The sequence below is a fragment of the Streptomyces sp. PL-25 genome, from assembly GCF_058344915.1.
Window position 1 is genome coordinate 6,318,157 of the sequence record NZ_CP136997.1, and the last position, 25,171, is coordinate 6,343,327.

The following is a 25,171-nucleotide window of genomic DNA, read 5'->3' on the forward strand; positions in this document are numbered from 1 at the left end:
GCGGCCGGGCAGCCGGTCCTCAGTTCCCCTGGGACCGGCTGCCCAGCAGCGCGGCCACCGCCTCCTTGGCCGCCTTGATGGCGCCCTTGTTGATCACGTCGGTGTCGGGGGCCTTCTTCGACTCGAAGTCGCTGCCGTTGTACGTCACGACCACCAGCGCGTTGGCGGCCCGCACCAGGACCACGCCCTCCCGGGTCTGCTGCTTGTCCTCGGTGGTGAGGTTCACGACGGAGTACGCGGCGTCGCCGAGGCCGGGCACCGCGCCGCCGCCGCTCTTCTCACCGGTCCGCTGCTGGTAGGCGGTGGTCGCCGCCTCCTGGGACCGCATCACCTCGAAGGACACGTCCAGCCAGCGGTAGTCGTAGCCCTTGAGCGCGTTCCAGGAGCAGGTGCGGCGGACGTTCCTGTCCGTCGAGGCGATCTCCTTGCCCGCCGTCTTCGCCCCCGGCACCAGGGCCCCGACGGTCTTCGCCGAGATGGCGGTGCACGGCGCGGGAGCCGTCGTGTAGACGGCGGCACCGGCGGACGAGGACGGCGCGGAGGAGGGTCCGGGCGCACCGGACGAGGAGGCCGACCGGGTGCCGGTGGTGCCGGCCCCCGCTCCGCCCGCCTCGGGCCCGCCGTCGGACGGGGAAGCCAGCGGGCCGGACGTCAGCGCCCAGCCGGCACAGGCGAGGACGACGACCGGGGCCAGCCGCGCGGACAGCGCGAGCGGCAGGGGGAGTTCACGCACGGCACACTTCTCGTGTGGGGGGACGGACGATGCGGGGGCCGTCCGGATGGCGGACGGGGACGACAGTGTCACACGCCCGCCTGTGCGGCGGAAGTGCCAACTCGCTCCGTGCCCGCCCGATCACTGAGCCCGGCACCGGCGGCCTCCCGGAGGGCAACCGGGACAGGCCGTCCGGTCAGCGTGTCACGGCACACGCGCCGTCCACTCGGGCCCGCCGAACTTCGTGCGTGCCAGCTCCTGGGCGCGGGCCAGCTCCTCGTCGGTGACCTTGCCCGCCGTCAGGCCGTACCGCCCGTTGAAGGACTCGATCATCCGCTCGATGACGGCCTCGCGCGCCAGACCGGTCTGCCGCCGCAGCGGATCCACCCGCTTCTTCGCGCTCCGCGTGCCCTTGTCGGACAGCTTCTCCCGCCCGATCCGCAGCACGTCGAGCATCTTGTCGGCGTCGATGTCGTACGACATGGTCACGTGGTGCAGCACCGCACCGGGCCCGCCGCCCGGCCCGACGATCCGCTTCTGCGCGGCGCCCGCGATCTTGCCCTGGTCGGTGGCGATGTCGTTCAGCGGCTGGTACCAGGCGCGGATGCCCATGTCGCCCAGGGCGCCGAGCACCCAGTCGTCGAGGTAGGCGTAGCTGTCCTGGAAGGAGAGCCCCTGCACCAGCGCCTCGGGCACCGAGAGGGAGTAGGTGATGGTGTTGCCGGGCTCGACGAACATCGCGCCGCCGCCGGAGATCCGCCGCACCACCTCGATGCCGTGCCGCGCGGCGCCCTCGGCGTCCACCTCGTTGCGCAGCGACTGGAAGCTGCCGATGATCACCGCGGGGGCGCCCCACTCCCACACCCGCAGTGTCGGGGGCCGCCGCCCGGCCGCGACCTCGGCGGTCAGCACCTCGTCCAGCGCCATGTGCAGCGCGGGTGCCTGCGGGCCCTCGTGGATCAGCTGCCAGTCGTAGTCGGTCCAGTCGGTGGCGTGGGCCAGCGCCCGGCGCACCGCGATGCCGACGCCCTCCGAGGTCAGCCCGTACATGACCGTGCCCGCGGGCAGCGCGGCGTCGATCCGGGCGGCCAGGCCCGCCGCGTCGGTGTCCGCCGGTGCGCCCTCCAGCGCGCCGTTCACCGCGTCGAGCGCCTCGTCCGGCTCCAGGAAGAAATCTCCCGCCACGCGCACCCGCCGCAGCACGCCGTCCTCGGACTCCACGTCCACGACGACGAGCTTGCCGCCGGGCACCTTGTACTCACCGTGCACTTCCCGGGCCTCCCTTGCTGCCGCAGGGACCAACGCCCGGCACGGCCCCGGTGTTCCCGCCCGCTGTGATGCCCCTGTGACCCGGAACTGTGGCTTCCGTCACAGCCCCCTGCCGTGTCGCCCTGATCGGCTGAGCGGATGCGCAGAGCCCTCCCTCTCGTCCTGCTCCTCGCCGCGGGCCTCGGCCTCACCCTGTGCGGCGACCGGCCCGGGACCTGGCCCCCGGGCGGCCCCACGGCGGGCGGCCGGGACGCCCAGCCGCTGGACGCCTTCGAGCTGACGGACGCCGAGCAGGACACGGTCACCGCCGCCCGCTGGACGCTCGCCGCGCAGTGCATGCGCCGCCTCGGCTTCGACAGCCTCGCCGACGTGGACCCGTACCACCCGCCGGGCTGGCCGCAGCGCCCCGCCGACGCCTCCGGGACGGTCCTCACCCTGGTGGCCGTCAGCGACGACGCCCACCGCTACGGCGTCCAGGACCCCGAGGACGCCGCCGCCCACGGCTACCGGGGCGCCCTCGCCGCGTACCGCGCCCACGTCCGCGCGAAGACCTGGACGATGCCCGAGTACGTGGCCCTCACCGGCAGTTCGGCGGACGGCGGGCCCGCCCGCGCGCACGAGAGGCCGGTCCCCGACGGGGGCTGCCTGGGCCAGGCCGAGCGGCGGATCCGCGGCACCGGCCCCCGCACCGAACCCGACCCGGTGTCGGTCCTGCGGGGCGAGAGCCGCCGCAGCGCCGAGCAGGACCCGGCCTGGCGGCGGGCCGACCGGACCTGGTCGGCCTGCATGCGCGGCGCCGGCTATCACTACGCCACCCCCGCCGACGCCCAGCGCGGCGACGACCGCCGCGAGGAGGAACTGCGGCTGCGGCTCTCCGGCGGGCGCGGCGAGGCGGACCTGCCCACCGAGACCGAGAAGCGCACGGCCGTCGCCGACGCCCGCTGCAAACAGCGCACCGGCTACCTCGGCACGGTGCGCGCCCTGGACATACGCGCCCAGGAACGCGTGATCGCCGGCCACCGCGCCGAACTGGACCGGCACCGCGCCCGCGAGCGGGCCGCCGTCCGCACCGCCGGGCACGTCCTGGCCACCGGAACACCCTGAACGTTCAATCCACAACTGTGCTAGTTTCCTCCTCTTCCCTGTAGCCCCGGCGCGGCCCCGGCCGGTCCGCCGGTGCGGGATCCGGTGGGGTGAGGATGGACAAGAAGGCGTTCGGCGGGCTGCTGCGCGAGGCGCGGCAGCGTTCCCTGCTGACGTTGGAGGGCCTCGCCGAGGCGTCCGGCGTGAGCGTGCGGGCCATCAGCGACATCGAACGCGGCCACAGCCTGCCCCGCCAGTCGACGCTGACCGAGCTGATGGACGCGCTCGAACTGGACGAGGACGAGCGGCGCCGGCTGCTCCAGTCCGTCACCCGCCCGCCGCCCACGCCACGGTGCCCCGGCAACTGCCGCCCGACCTCGCGGTGTTCCGCAGCCGCGAGACCGCCGTCGCGGCCGCCCGGGGCATCACCGGCGACGTGGCACCCCACGGCAGGCATCTCGTCGTCTCCGCCATCGGCGGCATGGCCGGCGTCGGCAAGACGGCCCTCGCGGTGCACTGGGCGCACCAGGTCGCCGACCGCTTCCCCGACGGCCAGCTGTACGTGAACCTGCGCGGCTTCGAGGCCTCCGAACGCCCCCTCGACCCCGGCGAGGCCCTCGGCGGATTCCTGCGCGCCCTCGGCGTGCCCAGCGGCGACATCCCCGCCAGCACCGAGCGGCGCAGCGCCCTGTTCAGGGAGAAGACCGCCTCCCGGCAACTGATCGCCGTCCTGGACAACGCGGCCGACGCCGAGCAGGTCAGGCTGCTGCTGCCCGCCTCCGCGGGCTGCCTGACCATCGTGACCTCGCGCAACCGGCTGGCCGGCCTGGCCGCCGCCGAGGGCGCCTTCGTCATCAGCCTCGACGTCTGGACGCCGCAGGAGGCGCTGGAGGCGCTCGCGGCCCGGATCGGCGAGGAGCGCTGCCGGGCGGAACCCGCCGCGGCGGCCGAGCTGGTCGAGCTGTGCGGGTTCCTGCCGCTCGCGGTCGCCGTGGTCGGCGCCCAGCTGAGCGCCGCGCCCCGGATGCGGCTCAGACTGGCGGCACGCGAGCTGAAGGAGTCCAGGCCCCGGCTGGATGCCTTCGCCGCCGACGACCAGCGCGCCGACGTCCGCGCGGTCTTCTCCTGGTCCTACCGGGCGCTCACCGATGACGCGGCCCGCTTCTTCCGCCACCTGTGCCTGCACCCCCGGCCCCAGCGCCACCGCCGAGGCCGCCGCCTCGCTCGCGGGCGTCGAGATGCCGGCGGCCCGCCGCTGCCTGCGGGAGCTGACCTCGGCGAGCCTGCTCGCCCGCGACGCCGACGGCCGCTACGTCCTGCACGACCTCGTACGGGACTACGGCGGCGAACTCGCGGCCGAGGAGCAGGACGACCGCGTCGGCGCCCAGGCACGCCTGCTGGACTATCTGCGGCACAACGCCCACCTGGCCAACCGGCACTCCTCCTGGCTGGAACCCGAGCCCGCCGAGGAACCTCTGGAGGGCATCGTCCACGTCGCGATCGACAGCCGCGACGAGGCACTGGACTGGTACCGCCAGGAGGAGCCGGCCGTGGGGCCCGCCCTCCAGTCCCTGGAGGATCCGCGGCTGCTGCGCCTGCGCGGCGCCTGCGCGCGCGAGTGGATCGCCTACAACGTGATCGTGGGCCGCTGGGCCGAGGAGATGCCCGCCGCGCGGATCGGCCTGGAGGCCGGACTCGCGCTCGGCGACCCGGTCGCCACCGTGCGCAGCCGCTCCAACCTGACCCGCGCGCTCCTGGAGACCGGGCACACCGACGAGGTCGACGAGCAGATCGAGGTGCTCCTCGGGGAGCTGCCCCGGGTGCCGCTGGAGCTGCGCGCCCGCATCGTGTGCGAGATCGGCTTCTTCCGCATCCGCCAGGGCCGCTTCGCCGAGGCGCTGGAGCATCCGCGCCGGGCCCTGGAGCTGTACCGCGTGGCGCGCAACCGCGAAGGGGTGGCGTCCACTCTCAGCAACATCGGCTGGGTCCTCGCCCACACCGGCGCCTACGAGGAGGCCATCGCCACCTGCGAGGAGGCACTGCCCCTGCTGCGGGCGGTGGGCGACGTCAAGTTCCAGGCCGGCGCCTGGGACGCCATCGGCTACGCCCAGCAGGGCCTGGGAGACCTCGACGCCGCCGTCGCCGGCTACGAGAGATCGCTGCGCCTGTGGGAGGAACAGCACGACGACTACAACCGCGCCGACGTCCTGGACCACCTCGCCTCCGCCCAGCTGGAGCAGGGCAGGAGCGAGCAGGCGCGGGCCAACTGGTCCCTGGCGGCGGACCTCCTCGACGCCCTGCGGGTGCGCCGCGCCGCCGAGATGCGGGCCAAGGCCGAGACACTCCCGCTGCGCGGCACCGAGGCGACCGCCGACGGCCGCCGGTGATCAGGAATCGAGAAGCGCGGGGCGGGACGGCCGCCTAGCCTGCCGTCATGGACATCATCATTCACACGACCGTTCTGCCGCACGACGACCCGGACGCGTCGCTCGCCTTCTACCGCGACGTCCTCGGCTTCGAGGTGCGCAGCGATGTCGGGCAGGGCCGGATGCGCTGGATCACGGTCGGCCCGGCCGGTCAGCCGGGTACGTCCCTTCTCCTGGCACCGCCCGCCGCCGACCCCGGCGTCACCGAGGACGAACGGCGCACCATCGCCGAGATGATGGCCAAGGGCACCTACGGCTGGATCCTGCTGGCCACCCCCGACCTCGACGGTACCTTCGAGAGGGTGCAGGCCGGTGACACCGAGGTCGTCCAGGAGCCGACCGAGCAGCCGTACGGCATCCGCGACTGCGCCTTCCGCGACCCCGCGGGCAACCTGGTCCGCATCCAGGAACTGCGCTGAACCATCCCACGGGAAAGGGGAGTTGCCCATGTGCCGGCCCGACTGGCGCGACGCCCGCGTCGAGGCGCAACGCCTGACCGACCTCGCCCGGCTGCGCCGCATCCGCGACCGGATCGACCGCGAGTACGCGCAGCCGCTGAACGTGGAGGCGCTCGCCCGTGGGGAGAACATCTCGGCCGGACACCTCAGCCGGCAGTTCCGGGCGGCCTACGGCGAGTCGCCGTACGCGTACCTGATGACGCGCCGCATCGAGCGCGCGGCGGCCCTGCTGCGCCGCGGCGAACTCAGCGTCACCGAGGTGTGCTTCACCGTCGGCTGCGCCTCGCTGGGCACCTTCACCACCCGCTTCACCGAACTGGTCGGCATGCCGCCCGGCGCCTTCCGCCGCCTCGCGGCCCACCCACCGGCCGACCCCGCACCCACCGGACCGCGTCCCGCCCTCACCGTGGAGGGCATGCCGGCCTGCGTCGCCAAACAGGTCACGCGCCCACTCCGCAACCGCGAGACGCCGGGCAGCGGGCCCTCCGCATGAGAACCGTGGCGCAAACGGACCACGAATCCCGGTCCGTCGGGCGCCGCCCCAGCGACTCTTCGGTCACACCGACCGGGGCGGCGCCCTGCTGCGGAACGGACTCGGCCCTCGCTCAGCTGTAGGGACGGATCAGCGTGAAGTCGCTGAAGGTCCACCCGGTTGCGGTGCTCCAGCCGGGTACGGCGGGGTTGAAGCCACCAGGGGCGGTCGCGGTCCAGGTGAACATGCGGACGGAGCCGTCGGCGTACCCGTAGACGGCGCCGAGGTCGTCGCGGCCGTCGCCGTCGTAGTCGCCGGCGACGATCTTCATCTGGGAGTAGGACCAGTTGCCGGCCGCTGATTCCCACCCCTGAGTCGGAGTGGCGAACTCGCCTCCTCGTGTACCGGTACTGATCAGAGTGTGCAGAGCATCGTGGCCGTCCGCGTAGTCGTACCAAGCAGTGACGTCGTCGATGCCGTCACCGTTGAAGTCGCCCGGATGGACATAGGTACGGTGCCAGTCGCCCCAACGGGCGATCGTGCTGCCCCATGAGACGACGCTTGCGGTGAATCCGCCGGTCGGGGTGGTGCGCAGGGTGTGCATCTTGAGGGAGCCGTCGGCGTACCCGTACAGGGCCCCGAGGTCGTCGCGGCCGTCACCGTCGAAGTCACCGGTGACGAATTTGCTGCGGGAGGTCTCCCATACCCCAGCGAGCAGGTTGAGGGAGGGAAAGGGAACGTTGAAGCCTCCGCGGACATCGGTGGTGAAGGTGAAGAGTGTGTCGTGGCCGTCGGCGTAGTCGTACCAGGCCATGAGATCGTCGCGGCCGTCGCCGTTGAAGTCTCCGGCTTGCAGGGTCATATGCTGCAACGACCAGTTGTTAGGCTGTGACGTCCAGGACGGAGAAGGTGTGCCGAGAGTTCCGTCGGCCTTCCCCAACGCGGTGAACAGCCGGATGGTGTGGTTGCTGTCGTAGGACCGGAGTACTGCCACATCACCGATTCCGTCCCCGTTGAAGTCACCCGTGAATGTCTTGGTGCTCTGCTTGGGCCAGTTCCCGGCAACAGACTGGTACGAGATGAAGGGCTTCTGGAACGTCCCGTCTGTGTTCGTCAGGAACGTGTGAGTGGCCGAGTGCCCGTCGGCGTAGTCGTACCAGACACCGATGTCGCTGCGCCCGTCATTGTTGTAATCATGTCTGGTCTCCGTTCCAGCGGCCCAGACGGACTGGCCCTTGGCGTTGTAGAGCACGAGGTTTCCGCGGTCCTGGAGGACGGCGTAGCCGTTGTCGGTGAGTTCGGGGGTGACGATGCCTGGGCCATCGGCGGCCGACCGGACCAAGTTGCTGCTCCAGAGCCTGCTGCCCGAACTGCTGATCACCGTGAGATTTCCGTCGCTCTGCATCAGAGCCGTTGCGCCAGGATTGCCCGCGGTGTTGGTCTGCCAGATCACCTTGCCGGCGTGGGAAGTGACGGTGAGATTGCCGTCGCCCTGCATGGTGAGCCTGTTGGATCGAGCGGTCAGTGACTGATCTGCGGTGAGAGTGGTGCCCGTCGGGATACGCGCTCCACCAGTGATGCCGTCGATGACGAAGGAGGCTCCGATCGACTTGTTGTCGGCTCCGGGAACTGTGCCGTACCAGCCGAGCATGGTGTTGTCGTTCTTACGTGCCCATAGATCCGGCAGTCCATCGCCGGTGACGTCACCGACGGAGCCGATGACGGGATAGCTGGAGGCAGGGTAGCCAGAAGCGATCTTGACCCGAGCGGCGGTGTCGCCCCACGTCGTCGGGTCGAGACGCCCGTTGCTGCCCTTGTTGCCGTACGACCTCCAGATGTCACCTGTGGCGTCCTCGCGCAACCATAGGTCGGCCATGTTGTCACCGTTGAGATCACCCGGTGCGATCACGGTGAATTTGTTCCAGTCGGCTCCGCCGACGAGTACGGGCGCACCGTAGAGGTCCAGCAGGTTGGCAGACTGTGAGCCGTAATAGGCCCAAAGGTACTTTCCTTGCTTGACGAGAAGGTCCGGAGCGTTGTCGCCATTGATGTCGCCCGGCGTGATGACCTGTTCGGCGTTGTACCAGTGATCGTCTCCGGTCCATTTGTCATCGCCGACGCAACCCAGATCCTCGTCAACCGTAGGACACGACACCGCGAGCTCGGTGGATTCGTCGCTGATGACGCCGCTGCCGTCGTTGGGATAGATCCGCAGCAGTTTCTTCTTCTCGGCGCTGTTGTACTCCAGGGCGATCAGATCGTTGTAGCCGTCTTGGCCCCAGTCACCACGCGAACCGATACTTGAGCCTTCGAAAGGCCTGCCACCGTTCGTGGCCGTGGCGAAGGTGCCGTTGCCCTGACCTGCGTAGGTGAGCAGTGTGCCGTTCGAGTCCGTGCTCCAGATGTCGCTGTTGGCATCGCCGTTGAGATCAGTCGGCCCGTCGCGCTCCTGGGAGCGGCCGGCGTAATACAGGTATGTCGCGGTGTCGGATCGGTTTCCGGCCCGGTCGACGCTGTAGGCGTAGACGAAGTGAGGCCCGTAGCCGGGCGGACGTACGGTGGCGGCGACGTCTGACTGGGCTTCGTGGAGGCTGGGGTCGTAGTCGGTCCACCAGACGTAGTGGCTGACGTCGGTCACGCCGTTTGCCGAGAACGAGAAGGTACCTGTGTCGCGTGCTTTCCCGGTTGCGGTGGGCCAACCGTTCTCACCGGAGGGGAACTTGCCGTCCGCCGAGTTGATCACCGGGGGCTTGCTCGGCCGTGTACGGTCCACGGCGAACTTGCATGTCGGGGACCAGGGAGAGGGCGCGCCGTCCTGGTCCTTTGCCCGTACTCTCCAGGTCCAGTCGCCGCTCGTCAGCGAGGCATCCGGGACCAGCCAGGTGGCGATCTTCCCGTTTGCAGCAGGCAGGGACGTACTGGCGGACGGTGTGTCGGAGCCTGCCTTGAGAATTTGGAACTCGGCGGTGAGGTTCCCGGCGTCCTTGTCGTCGATCCTCGCGTAGAGGCTGACCCGCGCGTTGCCGATCAGCCCACCGGCCTTGCAGTCTGTGCGGGGGTTCGTGCCCATTTCGGTCGGGGGCTTCGGTATATTGTTGTATATGGTTTCCAAAACTGCGGTCTTCGGATCGAACTTCTTCCAACCGAATGTGTCGGTCTCGTCCGATGCGTAAAGTCCGAAGGTGATATTCGACTGGCCTTTCGAGGCTGCGTCCCGGATCTGAGCAGTGGTGTCGAACTCTAGATTTCCGGCCGCGCAATCCTTTCCCCAGCCCTTGGACTCATTGACCGTGTATACTTTAGCCTTTTTTTGGGGTCGATGGTTCCATGTCGTCTTGTTGTTTATGGCGGAGGTGAGCCATAGTTCCACGGGGCGCGCCTTGCATGACCAGGACCAAATGTTGCGGATTCGCAGGACCGAATTCTTCACCTGCGTGTGCTTGGTCTCGCTGGTGTCCAGTTGGAGGAAGGACTCGGAGACGCGGTCGGAGCCCCCCGACTGTGCCTCGTAGCCGACTCGCACGGGATCTTTGGTGTTCCAGAAGGAGGTGTTCGGGTAGTGCTTGTAGACGCGTGTCCAATTCTGCTTCTCACCCCAGGCCCAGGATGGATCGATGAATACGGGGTAGGTGGTGTCGCCGCCGGTCAGCAGGCCCTCGTCCGGCCTGATCTCCAGCGTGTCTCCCGAAACCGTGGTAGACATCTGGGCTTCCTGTGTGCCGGGCGGAGGGTCGAAGCCCTCGTCCGGTGAACCAACCTCCGATTTTGCGGCGGTCGCACGGGCAGCGGAAGTGGAAGCGGAAGAGATGGTCGAGGAGTCCCACATGAGCGGTGAGGGGCTGGTGAAAATCGTCTGTCCTGCGGGATTCACCGCAGTGACACTTCCCGTTTCAGGATCGGTCGATATGTCCAGGCCCACGGTGTCCAGCTTGTACTTCAGCGACGCGAGTGCTGGATTAGTGGCCGCCTGGGCGTTCTTGACGACAAGAAGCTGTGAGAACCCTTCCACCTCCGCCTTGAGCTGGAGATCGACGCCCGGCAGCACTTCGCTGTAAGTGGCTACGTTGCCGTCGAGTGTCGGCTTGGGCAGTGCCGTCGTCCAGGTCAGAGAAAGCGTCCGGCCGTCCCTGACCCCGGTGAGGAGCGGACCGCTGCCGCCACCGGAGAACCTCACGTCGACGGTGGACGCCTGGGGAGCAACACTTCCGTCGGCGGCGAAGGCCAGTGTGGGATCCGTGGGCACCCACGCGCCGTTGCGCAGGAGCCGGACCGGGGTGCTGTACCGCTTCACGGACCAGCTTCGGTCGGGCAGGGCCCAGGTGTCCGTGGTCTCGGTGCGCGCCGAAACCAGTTCGTAGGGGTGACCGGTGACGACAGCCTGCTCGAGCGCGTACTCCTCCTCGCTCATCGAACCGTCGCCGACCGGGTCTGCCTCCGCCGGCGCGGCGGCGGCGGGTGTCGGGAGCGAAACTGCCCAGGGGGTGGCAATCGCAGCGGCAAGCGAGAAGCAGACAATGGCGGAAAAGAATCGCCCCTTCACCGCCTGCCAGTCGGATTTCTCGCTTCCCGGACATCCCTGTCCGGGCCTCATCTTTCGCATGTCAATCCTTTCGACTCGACAAGTCGCCCGGAACTATATCTGCGGAGCCGGAAATTCGCTCACTTCGTGACACTTTTCCAGTATGGTTCAGCCGAAAAAGCGCAAATCGACTCTTTTTGTGGTGTGTGCGTCATCATGCAGTTAATGAGCATGCTTTGGAGTGAAATTAGGGCAAGCTGTTCGGTCTGACCAAGAAATTGGCGACTAAATGCTGCCCTGTAGAGGCACAGTCCTGTTACCTTCCAAAGGTTGATCTTGCGGATCACTGGGGAGGGGCGCGTGAGACGCTTCGGCGTGCGTGCATGGGCAGTTTCGCTGGCTGCCGTGGTGATGGCGGGCATGGTTCCGGCCGATTCGGTTGCTGTTACCGGGAACGAGCGGGGGATCTCGCTGCCGCAGCTGAAACAGCCCAGGGCTGTGCCGGTGCAGCCGGTGAGAGCGGGGGGAAGCAAGCGGCCCGATGCCGCGGCAGAGCACGCGTGGCGTCAGCCCCCGCAGGTTGCCTGGCCCTCGAAGGGTGCGGCCGAGGTCGAACTGAGCGACGGCGGGGTTCGGCGCGCGGGCACACTGCCGCTGTATTTCGGCGAGCTGTCCGGCGGGCGCGGTTCGGCTGCCCTGAAAGCACCCGGCAAACTGAAGGTGGCGCTCGCGGATCGGGAGACGGCACGTCAGGCAGGCATCGACGGGCTGCTGATGACCCTTGAGCGAGATGTCGACTCGTCCCGTCAGAGGAAGTTGCGAGTGGAGGTCGACTACTCCGCCCTTCGCAACGCCTACGGCGGTGACTGGGCCGCGCGGCTGCGACTGGTCCGCATGCCTGCCTGCGCATGGAGCACGCCGCAGCTGAGCAAGTGCCGGATCGGCACACCTCTGCGGACGACGAACGACCCGAGGACCGGCCGTCTGACGGCGCAGATCGCCCCGACGTCGTCGGCGCGGGTCAAGGGCCAGGATGAGGCGGCTGCCGTCCCGACGGTGCTGGCGGCTACCGCCGGCGTGGAAGGAACGACCGGTAACTACCGGGCGACTCCCTTGACGGCTTCAGGGAATTGGAGCGCCGGCGGTTCGACCGGGGCGTTCACCTGGTCCTACCCCATAGAAGTTCCCGATGTGCCGGGTGGGCAGAAGCCGCCCGTCGCTTTGAGTTACAGCTCGCAGTCCGTCGACGGGCGCACCGCGGCGAGCAACAACCAACCGTCTTGGGTCGGTGACGGTTGGTCATGGGAGCCTGGCTATATCGAGCGTCGGTACAAGGTGTGCAACGACGATCAGACAGGCGGGACCAACACGAGCAAGGTCGGGGACCTCTGCTGGTACAACGACAATGCCATCCTCTCCCTGAACGGTACGTACACCGACCTGGTCTGGGAAAAAGGCAAGGGCTGGCACCCGGCGACCGACTCGGGCGAGAAGGTCGAGAAGCTCACGGGAGCGGTCAACGGCGACAAGGGTGTCGACGGCGTCGACGGGGTTGGTGAGCATTGGAAGATCACGACCCAGGACGGAACTCAGTATTTCTTCGGCCTGAACCATCTGCCGGGATGGAGTGATCACGGCTCGGCAGAGGATGACCCGGTCACCGATTCCACCCTCACCATGCCCGTGTTCGGTAACCAGTCCGGCGAGCCTTGCTACAAGCCGGCCTTCTCGGATGCCTGGTGCCAGCAAGCATGGCGTTGGCAGCTCGACTACGTGGTCGACACCCATGGCAACGCGATGGCTTTCTACTGGAACAAAGAGTCAAACAGTTACGGCCGGAACTGGTCACAGTCCACCGGTAAGAGTACTGTGACCCCTTACGACCGGGCTGCCTACCTGAATCACATCGACTATGGGTTGCGCTCCGGCACCGTGTACACGGCTAAGGCCATGGGGCGGGTGGACTTCGGGGTGAGCGAGAGGTGCCTCACTGCCTGCAGCACCTTTGACGAGAAGAACGCCGGTAACTGGCCCGACGTGCCATTCGATCTTTACTGCAAGCCCGATGCCACGGAGTGCAAGGGCCAGAACGCTCCAAGTTTTTGGACCCGCAAGCGCCTTTCCACGATCACCACCAGGGTATTGACGGGGGGAGCATACGAAGACGTAGACGTCTGGCAGCTGGCGCAGGGCTTTCCCGCAGCTGGCGACGGAATCTCCACCCCCATGTGGTTGCAGTCCATCACCCACGTCGGCAAGACCGGCGGCACGGCCGCACTGCCGCCCGTCACCTTCAGCGGTGAGCAGTTGGCCAACCGGGTGGACGCGCTGGGCGACGGCCTCGCGCCGTTCGTCCGTCTGCGTCTCTCACAGATCACCACCGAGACAGGCGGCACGATCGCCGTCTACTACAGCAAGTCCGACTGCACCGCTTCGACCCTGCCTCCGGAGGACAGTGCCAACGCGACTCGCTGCTATCCCATCAAATGGGCCTTCGAGGGCGAAACGGCCAAGAAGGATTGGTTCAACTCCTATGTGGTGACGCGCGTTCTGGAAGGCGATAACGTCGCCAGCACCCCAGACAAAATCACTACCTACAGTTACCTCGACGGTGCTGCCTGGTCCAAGAGTACGGACGAATTCACCAAGGCCGAGGACCGGACTTACTCCACGGCCCGTGGCTACGGGCGAGTGCAGATACGCTCCGGAGCCGGATCCGACCCGCTTCTGTTGAGTGAGAAGCGCTACTTCCGAGGACTGGACGGCAAGGAGGTCGCCGACTCCACCGGTGCCAACGTCACCGATCGTGAGCAGTTCGCCGGTCAGCTCCGAGAACAGTCCACGTACAACGGCGACAACACGTCTCAGACGGTCACCTCCACGTCCTACACACCATGGCGATCCGGTGTTACGGCGACCCGGGTCCGCCCTGGCCTGCCAGACCTCAACGCCTACATGGTGGATATCGGCAAGGAGGAGACCCGCACCACGATATCGGGCGGCAAGACGCGGGTCACGGAGACCGACCGGACTTTCGACTCGTACGGCCTGGTGGCATCAGTCTTCGAGACAGGGGACACCTCCAAGGCAGGTGACGAGACGTGCACCACTACCACTTACGCCCGTAACGCGGACGAGCATCTACTTGACCTCGTCGCACGGGTGGAGAAGGTCGCAGTGCCTTGTGGCGCAGCCGTGAGCCGACCGGCTGACGTCGTCGACGATGTCCGTACCTCCTACGACGGCAAGTCGTTCGGAGCCGTTCCGACCATTGGCGACATCACCCGGACCGAGCGGGTCAACGGCACAGGAAGTGACTACGAGGTCACCTCCAGCGTCCCGGGCTCGTGCGGGCCGAACAAGAACCAGCTCTGCTACGACCAGTACGGCCGCGCTCTCGCCGCAAGCGACGCGTACGGCAAGACGAGTACGACGACGTATCTCCCCGCCACCGGCGAGGCGCCGACCAGTTCCACCGCCACCAATCCGCTCGGCCACACCACCACGACCACGCTTGATCCGCTTCGCGGGCAGCCCGTCCAGGTGGAGGATGCCAACGGCAGGATCACCACGACGGCGTACGACCCGCTGGGCCGTACCACCAAGGTCTGGCTCCCCACTCGGTCGGCGGCGACCTCCCCGGACTCGCCGAATTACGCATTCGACTACCTCGTACGAAATGACGCTCCGATCGTCACCACGACCAAGGTCCTGACGCACGACAGCAGGTTCGACACCTCCTACTCGTTCGCCGACGGTCTCATGCGACCCCTGCAGACCCAGGCACGGTCCCCGGACGGTGCCGGGCGCCTCGTGACGGAGACTCTCTACGACTCGCGTGGCCTTGTTTGGCGGACTTCCGGTACCTATTTCGCCGACGGATCTCCGGAAGCGGTTCCCGTCACGGGACAAGAGCTGAACTATCCGGCTTCGACAGACACCGAGTACGACGGTGCCGGCCGTGCCACCGCTGTCATCTCCAAGAGGTTCGGCGACGAGACGAAGCGGTCGGTCACCGTGTACGGCGGCGACACCACGACCGTGATTCCTCCCCGAGGCGGAACCCCGACCACCACGGTCGTCGATGCCCGCGGCCGTACGGTCGAGCTCAGGCAGTACACCAATGCCGAACGAACGGCATCACAGTCGACGACCTACCGCTACGACAAGCGGGGTCTCCTGGACCTCGTCACTGACCCCTCGGGTGCGCAGTGGAGTTACGTCTATGACGTCCGTGGCCGTCGGACGGAAACGAAGGACCCGGACAAGGGCACCACGACCACCGTCTACGACAAGGGCGATCGAGCCACCGACACCACGGATGTCGGCAGGGGGATCACCCTGCACACCGACTACGACGCACTCGGCCGCAAGACCGCACTGAGGAAAGACACCACGAAGCTCGCCTCGTGGACATACGACACGGCTTCGAACGGCAAGGGGCAACCGGCGACGTCGACTCGATGGGTCGACGGCGGAGCATACGAGTCGGCGGTCACGTCGTACAACGCTCTCTACGAGCCGATCGGCTCCCAGATCACCGTTCCTGACACCGAGGGCCCACTGGCGGGCGTCTACAAGTGGACGACCTCCTACAACCCCAACACCGGTCAGGTGCTCTGGACGCAGCAACCAGGCATCGGCGGTCTTCCGCCCGAAAAGGTCGCCAACTCCTACCTGTCCGTCTCCGGCCTGCTGTCCACCGTCGGTGCGGGATCCGATCCGCTCGTGTCGGGTATGACCTACGACCACTATGGCCGCAACACCCGGCAACAACTGGGGGCCTTCGGTCAACGGCTGTTCACCAGCAACGAGTTCGACGAACACACCGGCCAACTGGTCCATACCTACAATGACCGCGAGGTCGCGCCCCAGCGGATCGACGACGCGCAGTACACCTACAACCCCGCAGGCCTCGTCACCGCTGTCGCGACCGCATACGGTCAGGACGCAGCGCGCACGACCGACACCCAGTGCTTCACCCTCGATCTGCTGGGGCGCATCACCGACGCCTGGACCGGTACCGGCACCGTGTGCGCGTCAGCTCCGTCGAATGCTGTCGTCGGCGGCCCTGACGCCTACTGGACCAGTTACACCTACGACGCGGTGGGCAACCGCAGGACGGAGACGCAGCATCAGACTCCCTCCGGGCCGGCGAACGACACGATCCGCACATACACGGCCCCGCGGTCGGGCACCCATGACCTGCCCGCCGTCTCGCAGTCCGGGACCGACGCACACGACGAGACCTTCACCTATGACTCCGCAGGGAACCTCGAGACGCGCAGCGCCGGCTCCGGCACGGTCCAGAGGTTTTCCTGGGACGACGAAGGACATCTGAAGAACGTTGCTCAGGGAACCGCGAGCAGCGGATACCTCTACGACGCCGACGGCCAGCGTCTCGTCCGGCGGGACTCCACCGGCACCACTCTGTACCTGCCCAACGGCAACGAACTTCACAGGGACGAGTCCGGGACCGTCACCGGAACCCGCTATTACACTGCCGGCGGTGCCCTCGCCGTGCGTACCGGAGGCAAGCTCTTCTTCCTCCTCTCGGATCAGCACGGCACCGCCACCACCGAAGTCACCGCCGACGCTGCGCAAGAGGTCACGCACCGCAAGACAAACATTTTCGGCGGCCCCCGAGGCACCCAGCCACCCAAATGGGCGGGCGACAAGGGATTCGTCGGCGGTACCAATGATGCGGATACAGGCCTGGTCCACTTGGGCGCACGCGAATACGACCCGTCAACGGGACGTTTCATCAGCGTCGACCCACTTATGGACCTCAACGACCCACAACAGATCAACGGCTACACCTACGGCGACAACAATCCGGTCAGCCTCAGTGACCCGGCTGGAACACGGCCCGAAGGTATCTGCGGGGGAAATACCAGCAGATGCGAGCCTGATAATTCGCCGAGTCATGAAGAGAAGGATTATCACGAGTCCTGGCAGAAGACCAGGAGCGGGTGGATCTGGCAGAGCTACGACGAAAGCAAGAACGGCAAGCGCTGGTACCGTAGTGCGTGCGTCGGATGCAACTGGGAATACGGCAGCCCCGCCCACACCAAATGGACCGACGTGGTGGGGGCCGTAGCGATTGTCAACCCGGAGCTGACTCCACTCACCAATACCATCCTGGCGTACAATTCAGCCCGGCAGGGAAATTATCGCGAAGCGCTGTCCCAACTGGTCGACGCGAATGGCGCACTGAAGATGTTCAGGGGTTTCCTTGGAGGGGGCAAGACGCAGGGATCCCTCAGTTGCATCACCGGGCGCAACAGCTTCAAACCCGACACACCTGTTCTGCTGAAGAACGGCAGGGCCAAGAAGATCTCTGATGTCAAGGCCGGGGACGAGGTCGAGGCGGCTGACCCGGAGACGGGGAGACACGAAGCCGCCCGCACGGTCACGGCCAAACACGTACACCACGACGCCGATCTTGTGGACCTGACCGTCCAGGATCCCCTGGGGCGGAAGTCGACCCTGCACACCACGGCCCACCACCCCTTCTGGGACGACACCAAGAAGAAGTGGGTCGACACTGCCGACCTCGCGGTGGGGGACAACCTCAACACCGTCGACGCCCGGCATGTCAAGGTCGCTGCAGTCCGCCACGTCAAGGGCGCAGCGGACATGTACAACCTGACGGTCGCGAATCTTCACACGTACTATGTACTCGCTGGCAGCACGCCTGTTCTAGTTCACAACACCAATTCTCCGATTGGTTGTGGCGTGAATGGTGAGCCGATTTACGATATCCCAGCTGGTTCGAGTGGTGGCGCTGGTGCCGGGAAGAGGATTCCGCCAAACCTCCTCAAGGATTACGATGTCGGTAAGAATGCGGCTCCTGGGACGACCGCCCCGTTGTGCTCGTATTGCCGGACGAATCCAGCCACGGCGATTGACCACGTCGAGCCTAGGATCGGTGGCGGTGACCTCACCGATGCGAATACCACGCCGGCTTGCACATTCTGCAATAGCTCGAAGAGGGATCGATTGGCTCCATTGAACCCTCCACCCAATTACACTGGTTCCTGGCCGCCGCCGTGGTGGCCTTCGAGAATGACACCGCCCTAGGGGTGTGTAGGTGAGAGATGGCCCGCGACGACTGGGAGGAAGATCGGCCGTCGCGGGCCATCTCGCTGGGCGGGGGCGCGTGGTCGCGTCGCCCGACCGCCTAGACTGCGTGGGACTGTAGCCACCTTCCATCCGGATTCGACCTGGAGCGTCACATGAAGTTCATTGTCCATGAGAGCCCAGTTCGCCGGGGCGACAGCGACTACATCGCACGGGCCGATCTCGCGCCGTTCGGATTGGAGGGAGAGGTAGAACAGCTTTGGCTCAAGAAGCTTGAAGACGGTTCACTTGAGCTATGCTGCATCCCTTTCCGGGTTTACGGTATTTCCCTCGGAGATATCGTTACTCTTTCCCCGGACGGCACCACGGTCGCCCACGTGGTCCGCAAGTCAGGGCGGAGAGCCCTGCGGGTTTTCCTGTTGGAAACACCGAGCGCTTCAAGCGTAGCGAGGGAGTTTGATATTGAGATTTCGCGGCTCGGCCTGTTGAGCGAGTGGAGTGGTGATAGGCACGCTGCAATCGACGTTCCGATTGGCTTCGACGTTGCTAGTCTTATCGGCCTCCTCGAACGAGAAGAGGCTGCGTCTCGGGCTTTTTGGGAATGGGCTGACAGTGTTTCGTTCTCGTCAGGTGAGGCGTAGATTCTACTTGTATACAAAGTTATTTCGGCCCCACCGAATGTTCCCGGTGGGGCCGTAGCGGTGTCTGACAGCAGTAGTTGACGGCAACGTCAGCGGACGGGGGTTGCGCAGGAGGGTGGCTTGTGGCCGTCGTTGGGCTTGCTGGTGGTCTCGCTGGGGTTGCGGAGGGCGTGGCCGAGGAGGTTGATGGCGTCGCGTTGGAGGCGGAGCCGGACGTGGGCGTACACGGTGGCGGTGACGCCGATGTGGGCGTGCCCCAACAGCTCTTTGATCGCGACGAGTTCGACGCCCTGCTCCAGGAGGAGGGTCGCCGCCGAGTGCCGGAGATCGTGGAAACGGATGCGGCGTAGCTGTGCGCGGCGGAGCAGGGTGTTGAAGTGCCTGGTGAGGGTAGCTCCCTCGATCGGGGAGCCGTCGGGCCGGGTGAAGACGTAGCCGCTCGCTTTCCAGCGGCTTCCCGCCGCTTCGCGTTCCTGACGCTGCCGTTCGCGGTGCTGTTCGAGGGAGCTCCCGCGGAGACCGCGTCCCGACTCCCAACGGGACACGTCATTTCGCGTCGGCGGAACGCGCCCAGGAGCAGCCTCAGCCAGCGACTCGGCGAGCCGCCGCTGACTCCAACCACGCGCCAGACGCGCCCGCCTCACCAGTTCCCCGACCGTCTCGCGCACCCCACCAGCTTGGCAGACATCAAGGCAGACACGCTGGCTCCTCCGCAAGGTCCACGCCAGCGAGACGCTGATCAACAACCCCGGATCGAGTCGAGGAGAGGGCAACACGATGGCTGAGCACGCGACGCCATGGCCAGAGGGACCCGCTATGCAGGGGCCGCGCCTGCTGCCGTGGGCCACCGCCGAGGGGAAACCCTGCTACCTCAGCACCGACGTCCGCGGCTACCTCGCCGCCCTCGCCGACAACATGGAGTCGGTGCAACTCGGCATGGGCAAGGAACTGCTGGAGTACGCCCGAGACACCACAGCCCCCGGCGCGAAGATCCTGACGGCGACCGAATACCGCTGGCTGGCCCGCCGGTTGACCGAAGCCCTCTCCGACGCACTCCGGGCCGCCGACTCACGCGGACAACGCCTCCCGGGCCCGCAGGAGGATGAGGAAGCGAGCGAAGATGCCTGACGCCACGAACACCGGCGCACCGGCCCGCAGGACTGCCCGTGGCCTCTTTCGATTCCGCGAGTACCACGTGACCACCGTTCCGGACGCCATGGCTCTGCCGACCGTCACGGCGGAGTGCGTCACCGGCGATGACCACAACTGCGGTGTCACCTCTGACCCGCTGGATCGCAGGCCATTGCGCCGCCACCGGCCACGAGCTGTACGAACAGACCACCCGCACCCTCCTCCGCGCCGAGCCCGGAGCGTGGCAGTAAAGCCCCCTGGGCCAGCACCGCTTCGGGTATAGCGCGACCGCGCGGCCAGGACCCTCTGACGGCAGTAGCGATGGCAACACCGACGGATTCCCCCGCACAACCACGGACACCAGCGAAACCCGAAACCACCGCTGATCTGCGAATACGCAGATAGAGAGGGGTCGCGTAACACACGTACTATGTGCTGGCGGGCGAGACTCCGGTTCTCGTTCACAACAGCAACTGTGACGTCTCGGATCTGGCGTCGAAGATCGATGTCGAGAACATTTCGATGACCAAGACCGTCGAAAATCACACCTGGGACATTGCTGGTACTCGGGACGTCGAAGCCCCGAACTTCGGTAAGGCAGCACGTCCATACATGAACGGCAATAACGGGATGCTCCTTCGGGAGATCATGGAGGGATCTGCGCCTAGGATGGATCCCCGTGGCGCTCCTGGAGTCGTCGAGTGGAGAACGCCCGGAACGATGAACGGAAGCAACGGGATCTGGGAGCTCAACATCGACGCAAATTCCAACAGAATCGTCCACTTCCTCTTCAAGAGCACAAAAGGCTAGCCCGAAATGAAATTCTCCATCCAAGACGGATCTCCTCTTGAGGGTGTCCTCACCTACGACGAGTCCGAGTACGGATTCTCTTTCAGTGCGCAGAGCGGGGAGTCGTTGAGCGAGAGGCTCGGCTCGGTAGGGGTTGCGAGTGTGCTGATCGGCACGCTCCAACTTGAGGTCGATATTGAGTCCCGGGAAGTCCTGTTCGCCTGGGGATACTTCCCGAACGTCCCGGGTGTGGTGGCCGAGTTGGCTGCTCCACAGTTCAATCCCGGGCGGGTATTCATCTCGTCGGACCACTCTTTCGAGCCTGGGGTTTCTTTCGAGGTTCCTGGAGACAGGTGGTGGGTTTCGTATGATCCTATGCTAAGTTCGTCCAAATCGCTAGCGGAACTGTCTTGGGTGTCGACAACGGTAATCTGGTGGCAGTCTGGCTTAATCCGGTTTTTGCGGAGTGACAGGCGCTGAGGCGCACGGGTAAGCAGAAGATCTGTTAGCGTCAGCAAAAATGAGGCCCCGCCAGGTGCGCCCTGGCGGGGCCTCTGCATGCGGTGACGGCAGTAGTTGACGGCAACGTCAGCGGACGGTGGCTCCGCACAGCGGCGGGTCGTCGCCGTCGTCGCGGGTCCACTCGTCGTGGGCCTGTCAAATGGGCGGTGTAACTGGGGTTGTTGAGGTGAGGGGTACTGACGGGCTGCGGAGAGGCGGCCGTCGAAGGTGATGTCGACGGCGTTCAGGGCGGTCTTCCAGCGCATGGTCCAGCGGGCCTGGCCCTTGCCGGTCGGGTCCAGCGACATGATCGCCATGTGGACGCACTTCAAGGCGGCCTGCTCGTTCGGGAAGTGCTCGCGAGCCTTGACTGCCCGCCGAATCCGGGCGTTCACGGGACTCGATGGCGTTCGTGGTGCAGACGATGCGGCGGATCTCGGTGTCGGACCGGAGGAACGGAGTGAACTCCTCCCAGGCGTTCTCCCAGAGCCGGACGATCGCCGGATGCTTCTTGCCCCACGCGTCGGCGAACTCCGCGAACCGCTCGAGTGCGGCTTCCTCGGTCGCGGCGGTGTGGACGGGCTTGAGGAGGCGGGCGATCTTGTCCCAGTCCTGGCGGGCGGCATGGCGGACGGAGTTCCGCAGCAGGTGGACCACGCAGGTCTGGACGGTGGTGCGGGGCCAGACGGCCTCGACCGCCTCAGGCAGGCCCTTGAGTCCGTCGCAGACCAGCATGAGGACATCGTTCACGCCGCGGTTCTTGATCTCGGTCAGGACATGCATCCAGTGCTCGGCACCCTGGCCGCCGTCGCCGGCCCGCAGCCCCAGAATGTCCCGTCGGCCCCCGACGGTGACGGCCAGGGCCACGCAGACCGGCCGATCCGCGACGGCACCGTCGCGGATCTTCACGTGGACCGCGTCGATGAAGATCACCGGACAGACCGGGCCGAGGGGCCGGTTCTGCCACTCGGCCATGCCGTCCATGACCTCGTCGGTGATCGTGGAGATGGTCTGGCGGGAGACCTCGACGCCGTGGACCTCGGCCAGACGGGCCTGGACCTCGCCGGTGGTCAGGCCCTTCGCGGACAGCGAGATCACCATCTCGTCCACGCCGGTCAGGCGCTTGTGCCGCTTCTTGACGATCTTCGGTTCAAAGCTGCCCTCGCGGTCGCGGGGCATAGCTGTCTCGACCGGGCCGACGTCCGTCAGCACGGTCCTGGCCCGGGTCCCGTTGCGGCTGTTGCCGCCGTTCTTCCCGGCGGGACCGTGCTTGTCATAGCCAAGGTGGTCGGTGATCTCGCCTTCCAGGGCGGACTCCAGAAGCCGCTTGGTCAGCTGCTGGAACAGCCCACCCTCACCGGTCAGCTGCAGGCCCTCAGCTTGAGCGCGGCCGACCAACTCGTCGATGAGTTGGTCGTCCACCTACTTCGCCGGCTGCGGCTCAGCGGCCTTGACAGGCTCGGCCTCGGTCACGTCGTCGCTGGTCATCGATGCATCTTCCTTGATCAGGAGTTACACCAATCGTTTTATAGTCCCCTCTGTGACCTCACTAAGCCGAGTCCGTATGCAGTCGAATCAATACCTGCACGTTCTCAGTCCCAGCGCTTTACGCAAGCCGAAAAGGATGCGATCAATCGGATCGGAGACTGGTTTGGTTGCCACAGTTGTGGGGCTACTTCGCCGGGGCGTCCTAACTGGACTCCGGATCATCAGCCAGTTTCCAGGTTCGTTCTGCCGGGAACGCCGCAGCGGCTGTACCTTCACTGCATAGCCTGTTCCAGCCGTCAGGGAGGGCTCGTGGGTCACATGCCGGCTGGTAGCGGAGTCCCATATGCTCCGCGACCCAATGGATTGCCCGAGGAGTGACGATGAACGAGAAGCTTGCAGCCTTGCAGTTTGCTGCCCCCAACGGAGTGATCCTCATCGAGGACGCAGACAGGTCGCTGAGCGCAGAGATCGGTTCATCTGGCGAGCTTGCGGAGCCTGACCCGACTAGGTCTGTCACTGTCGGCGTTGTGCACGCGATGGATGGCCTCGTTTCAATCGAGGTTCAAGAAGGGGAGGAAGAGCCAGAGGGTCTGGTGAGGTTCTTTGACGGCACCCTGGAATTCCAGTATGGCCGACTCCGTGTCCGAGATGTCCCTGGGGACAGCCTTGTCACAATCGGATTGACGCCAGGGCCTACTCGCGTCCGCGTCTATTCCGAACCGACGGAGGTTCCCAATTTCCTTATTGTGCTTGTTCCTCCGCTCTGATCTAGTAGTTGAAGCGGCCGGTCGTGGCGATCTAGCTAAATCGGGACACTGCTGATTTTGTGGCCGCCGAGGCGAAATTTGATTTGATTCGCCGACGCCAATGAAATACCCCGCCGAAGTGTTCTCCGGTGGGGTATTTCATGTGTTCTGACGGCAACGTCAGCGGACGAGTGCTGCACAAGGCAACTGATCGTCGTCGCCGTCGGAGTTCGCGGCAGGCTTCGCGCGGGTCTGGAGGGTCTGACTGAGGAGGTCGATGGCCTGGCGCTGGAGGCGGAGGCGGACGTGTGCGTACACCGTCGCGGTGACGCCGATGTGGCATGCCCCAACAGTTCCTTGATGGCGACGAGTTCGACGCTCTACTCCAGGAGGAACGTCGCGGTCGAGTGCCATAGGTCGTGGAACCGGATCGCCCGCATGCGGGAGCGGTGCAGCAGCGTGTGGAATGGGGTGGCCGTCCAGGTGGGTGGAGACGAGCCGCTGTCCATCCAGTCTGCGCTGGCCTGGTGCTTCTTGCGAGCCTGCTGGTCACGGTGCGCCGTGAGTGAGATGAGGCAAGGGGCTGGGAGGGCGATGCGGCGTTCTGAGCTGTTGGTGTTGGTCGGCAGGGTGGTAAGGCCGCCGGTGCAGGTGCGCTGGAGCGTGCGACGGATGCTGGCGGTGTCGTTGTCGCGGTCGAGGTCTTCCCAGCGCAGGCCGAGGAGTTCGCCCTTGCGGGGCCGGTGCGAAGGGCGAGTACAAACAGAGTCTGGAAACGGTGGCCGTGGGCGGCGGCGAGGAAGTGCCGGGCTTCGTCGGCGGTGAGGGGGGCGAAGCGGCGGGGCGCGGAGCGCCGGTGCGGACGTTGCGGGCGACGTTGCGCGGGATCTCCTCCTCACGGACAGCGTGCTTCAGCGCGGACTTGAGGACGGAGCGGACGTAGGCGAGGGTCGGCGGGGAGAGGTGCTTGCGGCAGCACCTCCCGACGGCGCAGCAGCGCGGCCGACGGTCGGCCTGGGCGTCGGGCTGGCGTCGGCGTCGATGCCGCGCGCAGCACTGGCAGACGGTCCGCAGCCCGATCAGCGAGGTGCGGACGCCCTCGGTGGCGAGCTTGGCGAACTTCCTTTTACCCGAACCGGGAATGAGGTACTGGGTGACGCAGGTGGTGTAGCGGGTGTGGGCGGTCTCGCGGAGCTGGTGGACGGCGACGTTCTCCAGCCAGTACGTCAGGTAGGCGGCGACACTGCCTTGTGCGGTGGGTATGGGGACGCCGCGGTTGCTGGTGGCGATCTTCTCGGTGAGCTTGGCGAGCGCATCCTTGCGGGTGGTGCCGTAGACGCGGATGCGCTTGCGGGTGTTGCCGGGGGCGAGGACGTATCCGGCGGCTTCCCAGCGTCCGTCCTTGGGCTGGTAGACGGTGCCGTCGCCGTTGGCACGGCTGCGGCGGGAGGCGCGGGGCGTGGGGTGTGGTCATCAGACGGTGTCCTGTATGGGTCGGGTGCGGATGAAGTCGGTGAGGGCCTGGGTCTGCGGCGGAGCCCATGGAAAGGGACGGCTGGGCCGGCTGTTTCGCGCCCGGTCCGGCGGTGGTGGAGCCGGAGACCACCGGATCCGAGCCGGATCACTACGCGGTGTGGGGCGGCCTGGCCATGGAGGCCGGCGCCGCAGCCGCCAGGAACAAACGTCCAGAGAGTTGAGAGCGGCTCGGAAATGCCCGGGGTGATGGAGGGGGAGAGGAGTGGGCTTCCGTTGCGTACTTTGCGACGGCCACGGTCTGGGCGGTGGGGGCAGTGTCCGTACGAGCGCCGTCGGATGCCATCGAAGTACTCGACCGCACCACGGGATAACTGATG

Annotated in this window: 13 protein-coding genes and 3 pseudogenes; 10 read left to right on the forward strand and 6 right to left on the reverse strand. The window is 66.5% G+C overall.

All coding sequences use genetic code 11. The annotated features are described in order from the left end of the window. Nucleotides 1-19 precede the first annotated feature (19 nt). Together R4Z62_RS28100 and lplAB are read right to left on the reverse strand one after the other, a co-directional pair. Nucleotides 20-733, reverse strand: a complete 714-nt coding sequence (locus tag R4Z62_RS28100; protein ID WP_491521250.1) for a hypothetical protein — start codon at nt 731-733, stop codon at nt 20-22. Between the two features lie 183 nt (nt 734-916). Next, a complete protein-coding gene (gene lplAB / locus R4Z62_RS28105; protein WP_491521251.1) occupies nt 917-1,981 on the reverse strand; it encodes a lipoate-protein ligase LplAB in 1,065 nt (354 codons plus the stop codon). Between the two features lie 138 nt (nt 1,982-2,119). On the opposite strand from lplAB, the gene R4Z62_RS28110 reads away from it, so the two are divergent. The 5 genes from R4Z62_RS28110 to R4Z62_RS28130 all read left to right on the forward strand — a co-directional run bounded on the left by R4Z62_RS28110 (nt 2,120) and on the right by R4Z62_RS28130 (nt 6,441). Beyond that, nucleotides 2,120-3,085 (forward strand): hypothetical protein, encoded by a 966-nt coding sequence (locus R4Z62_RS28110; RefSeq protein WP_491521252.1) that lies wholly within the window; start codon nt 2,120-2,122, stop codon nt 3,083-3,085. A gap of 95 nt (nt 3,086-3,180) precedes the next feature. Beyond that, nucleotides 3,181-3,630 carry a helix-turn-helix domain-containing protein gene (locus R4Z62_RS28115; RefSeq protein ID WP_491521253.1) on the forward strand — a complete coding sequence of 150 codons (450 nt, stop codon included), beginning with the start codon at nt 3,181-3,183 and terminating at the stop codon, nt 3,628-3,630. 582 nt (nt 3,631-4,212) lie between these two features. Continuing rightward, on the forward strand, nt 4,213-5,451 hold the full coding sequence (locus R4Z62_RS28120; RefSeq protein WP_491521254.1) for a tetratricopeptide repeat protein: 1,239 nt from the start codon (nt 4,213-4,215) through the stop codon (nt 5,449-5,451). A 47-nt stretch (nt 5,452-5,498) separates the two neighbouring features. Beyond that, complete coding sequence (locus R4Z62_RS28125; RefSeq protein WP_491521255.1) at nt 5,499-5,909, forward strand: VOC family protein; 411 nt, start codon at nt 5,499-5,501, stop codon at nt 5,907-5,909. 28 nt (nt 5,910-5,937) lie between these two features. Then, nucleotides 5,938-6,441, forward strand: a complete 504-nt coding sequence (locus R4Z62_RS28130) for a helix-turn-helix transcriptional regulator (RefSeq protein WP_355477287.1) — start codon at nt 5,938-5,940, stop codon at nt 6,439-6,441. A 112-nt stretch (nt 6,442-6,553) separates the two neighbouring features. Here R4Z62_RS28130 and R4Z62_RS28135 read toward each other — a convergent pair whose 3' ends face one another. Further along, nucleotides 6,554-11,020: an FG-GAP-like repeat-containing protein gene (locus R4Z62_RS28135; RefSeq protein ID WP_491521256.1), complete on the reverse strand. Its 4,467-nt coding sequence runs from the start codon at nt 11,018-11,020 to the stop codon at nt 6,554-6,556. A 279-nt stretch (nt 11,021-11,299) separates the two neighbouring features. On the opposite strand from R4Z62_RS28135, the gene R4Z62_RS28140 reads away from it, so the two are divergent. Both R4Z62_RS28140 and R4Z62_RS28145 read left to right on the forward strand, forming a co-directional pair. Next, nucleotides 11,300-18,022 (forward strand): polymorphic toxin-type HINT domain-containing protein, encoded by a 6,723-nt coding sequence (locus R4Z62_RS28140; RefSeq protein ID WP_491521257.1) that lies wholly within the window; start codon nt 11,300-11,302, stop codon nt 18,020-18,022. Between the two features lie 155 nt (nt 18,023-18,177). Next, complete coding sequence (locus R4Z62_RS28145; protein WP_355477292.1) at nt 18,178-18,663, forward strand: DUF4265 domain-containing protein; 486 nt, start codon at nt 18,178-18,180, stop codon at nt 18,661-18,663. Nucleotides 18,664-18,752: 89 nt separating this feature from the next. Here R4Z62_RS28145 and R4Z62_RS28150 read toward each other — a convergent pair. Continuing rightward, nucleotides 18,753-19,169, reverse strand: a pseudogene (locus tag R4Z62_RS28150) (tyrosine-type recombinase/integrase); the annotation flags it as partial. Between the two features lie 271 nt (nt 19,170-19,440). Here R4Z62_RS28150 and R4Z62_RS28155 point away from each other — a divergent pair. Beyond that, nucleotides 19,441-19,791 (forward strand): hypothetical protein, encoded by a 351-nt coding sequence (locus R4Z62_RS28155; RefSeq protein ID WP_491521258.1) that lies wholly within the window; start codon nt 19,441-19,443, stop codon nt 19,789-19,791. 435 nt (nt 19,792-20,226) lie between these two features. After that, a complete protein-coding gene (locus R4Z62_RS28160) occupies nt 20,227-20,604 on the forward strand; it encodes a hypothetical protein (protein WP_491521259.1) in 378 nt (125 codons plus the stop codon). Between the two features lie 674 nt (nt 20,605-21,278). On the opposite strand, the pseudogene R4Z62_RS28165 reads toward R4Z62_RS28160, so the two are convergent. Further along, nucleotides 21,279-22,506 (reverse strand): annotated as a pseudogene (locus R4Z62_RS28165) (IS256 family transposase); the annotation flags it as partial. Between the two features lie 446 nt (nt 22,507-22,952). Between R4Z62_RS28165 and R4Z62_RS28170 the strand changes: the two are divergent. Next, on the forward strand, nt 22,953-23,339 hold the full coding sequence (locus R4Z62_RS28170) for a hypothetical protein (RefSeq protein ID WP_491521260.1): 387 nt from the start codon (nt 22,953-22,955) through the stop codon (nt 23,337-23,339). Between the two features lie 159 nt (nt 23,340-23,498). Here the strand turns inward: R4Z62_RS28170 and R4Z62_RS28175 are convergent. Continuing rightward, nucleotides 23,499-24,788, reverse strand: a pseudogene (locus R4Z62_RS28175) (tyrosine-type recombinase/integrase); the annotation flags it as partial. Nucleotides 24,789-25,171 lie beyond the last annotated feature (383 nt).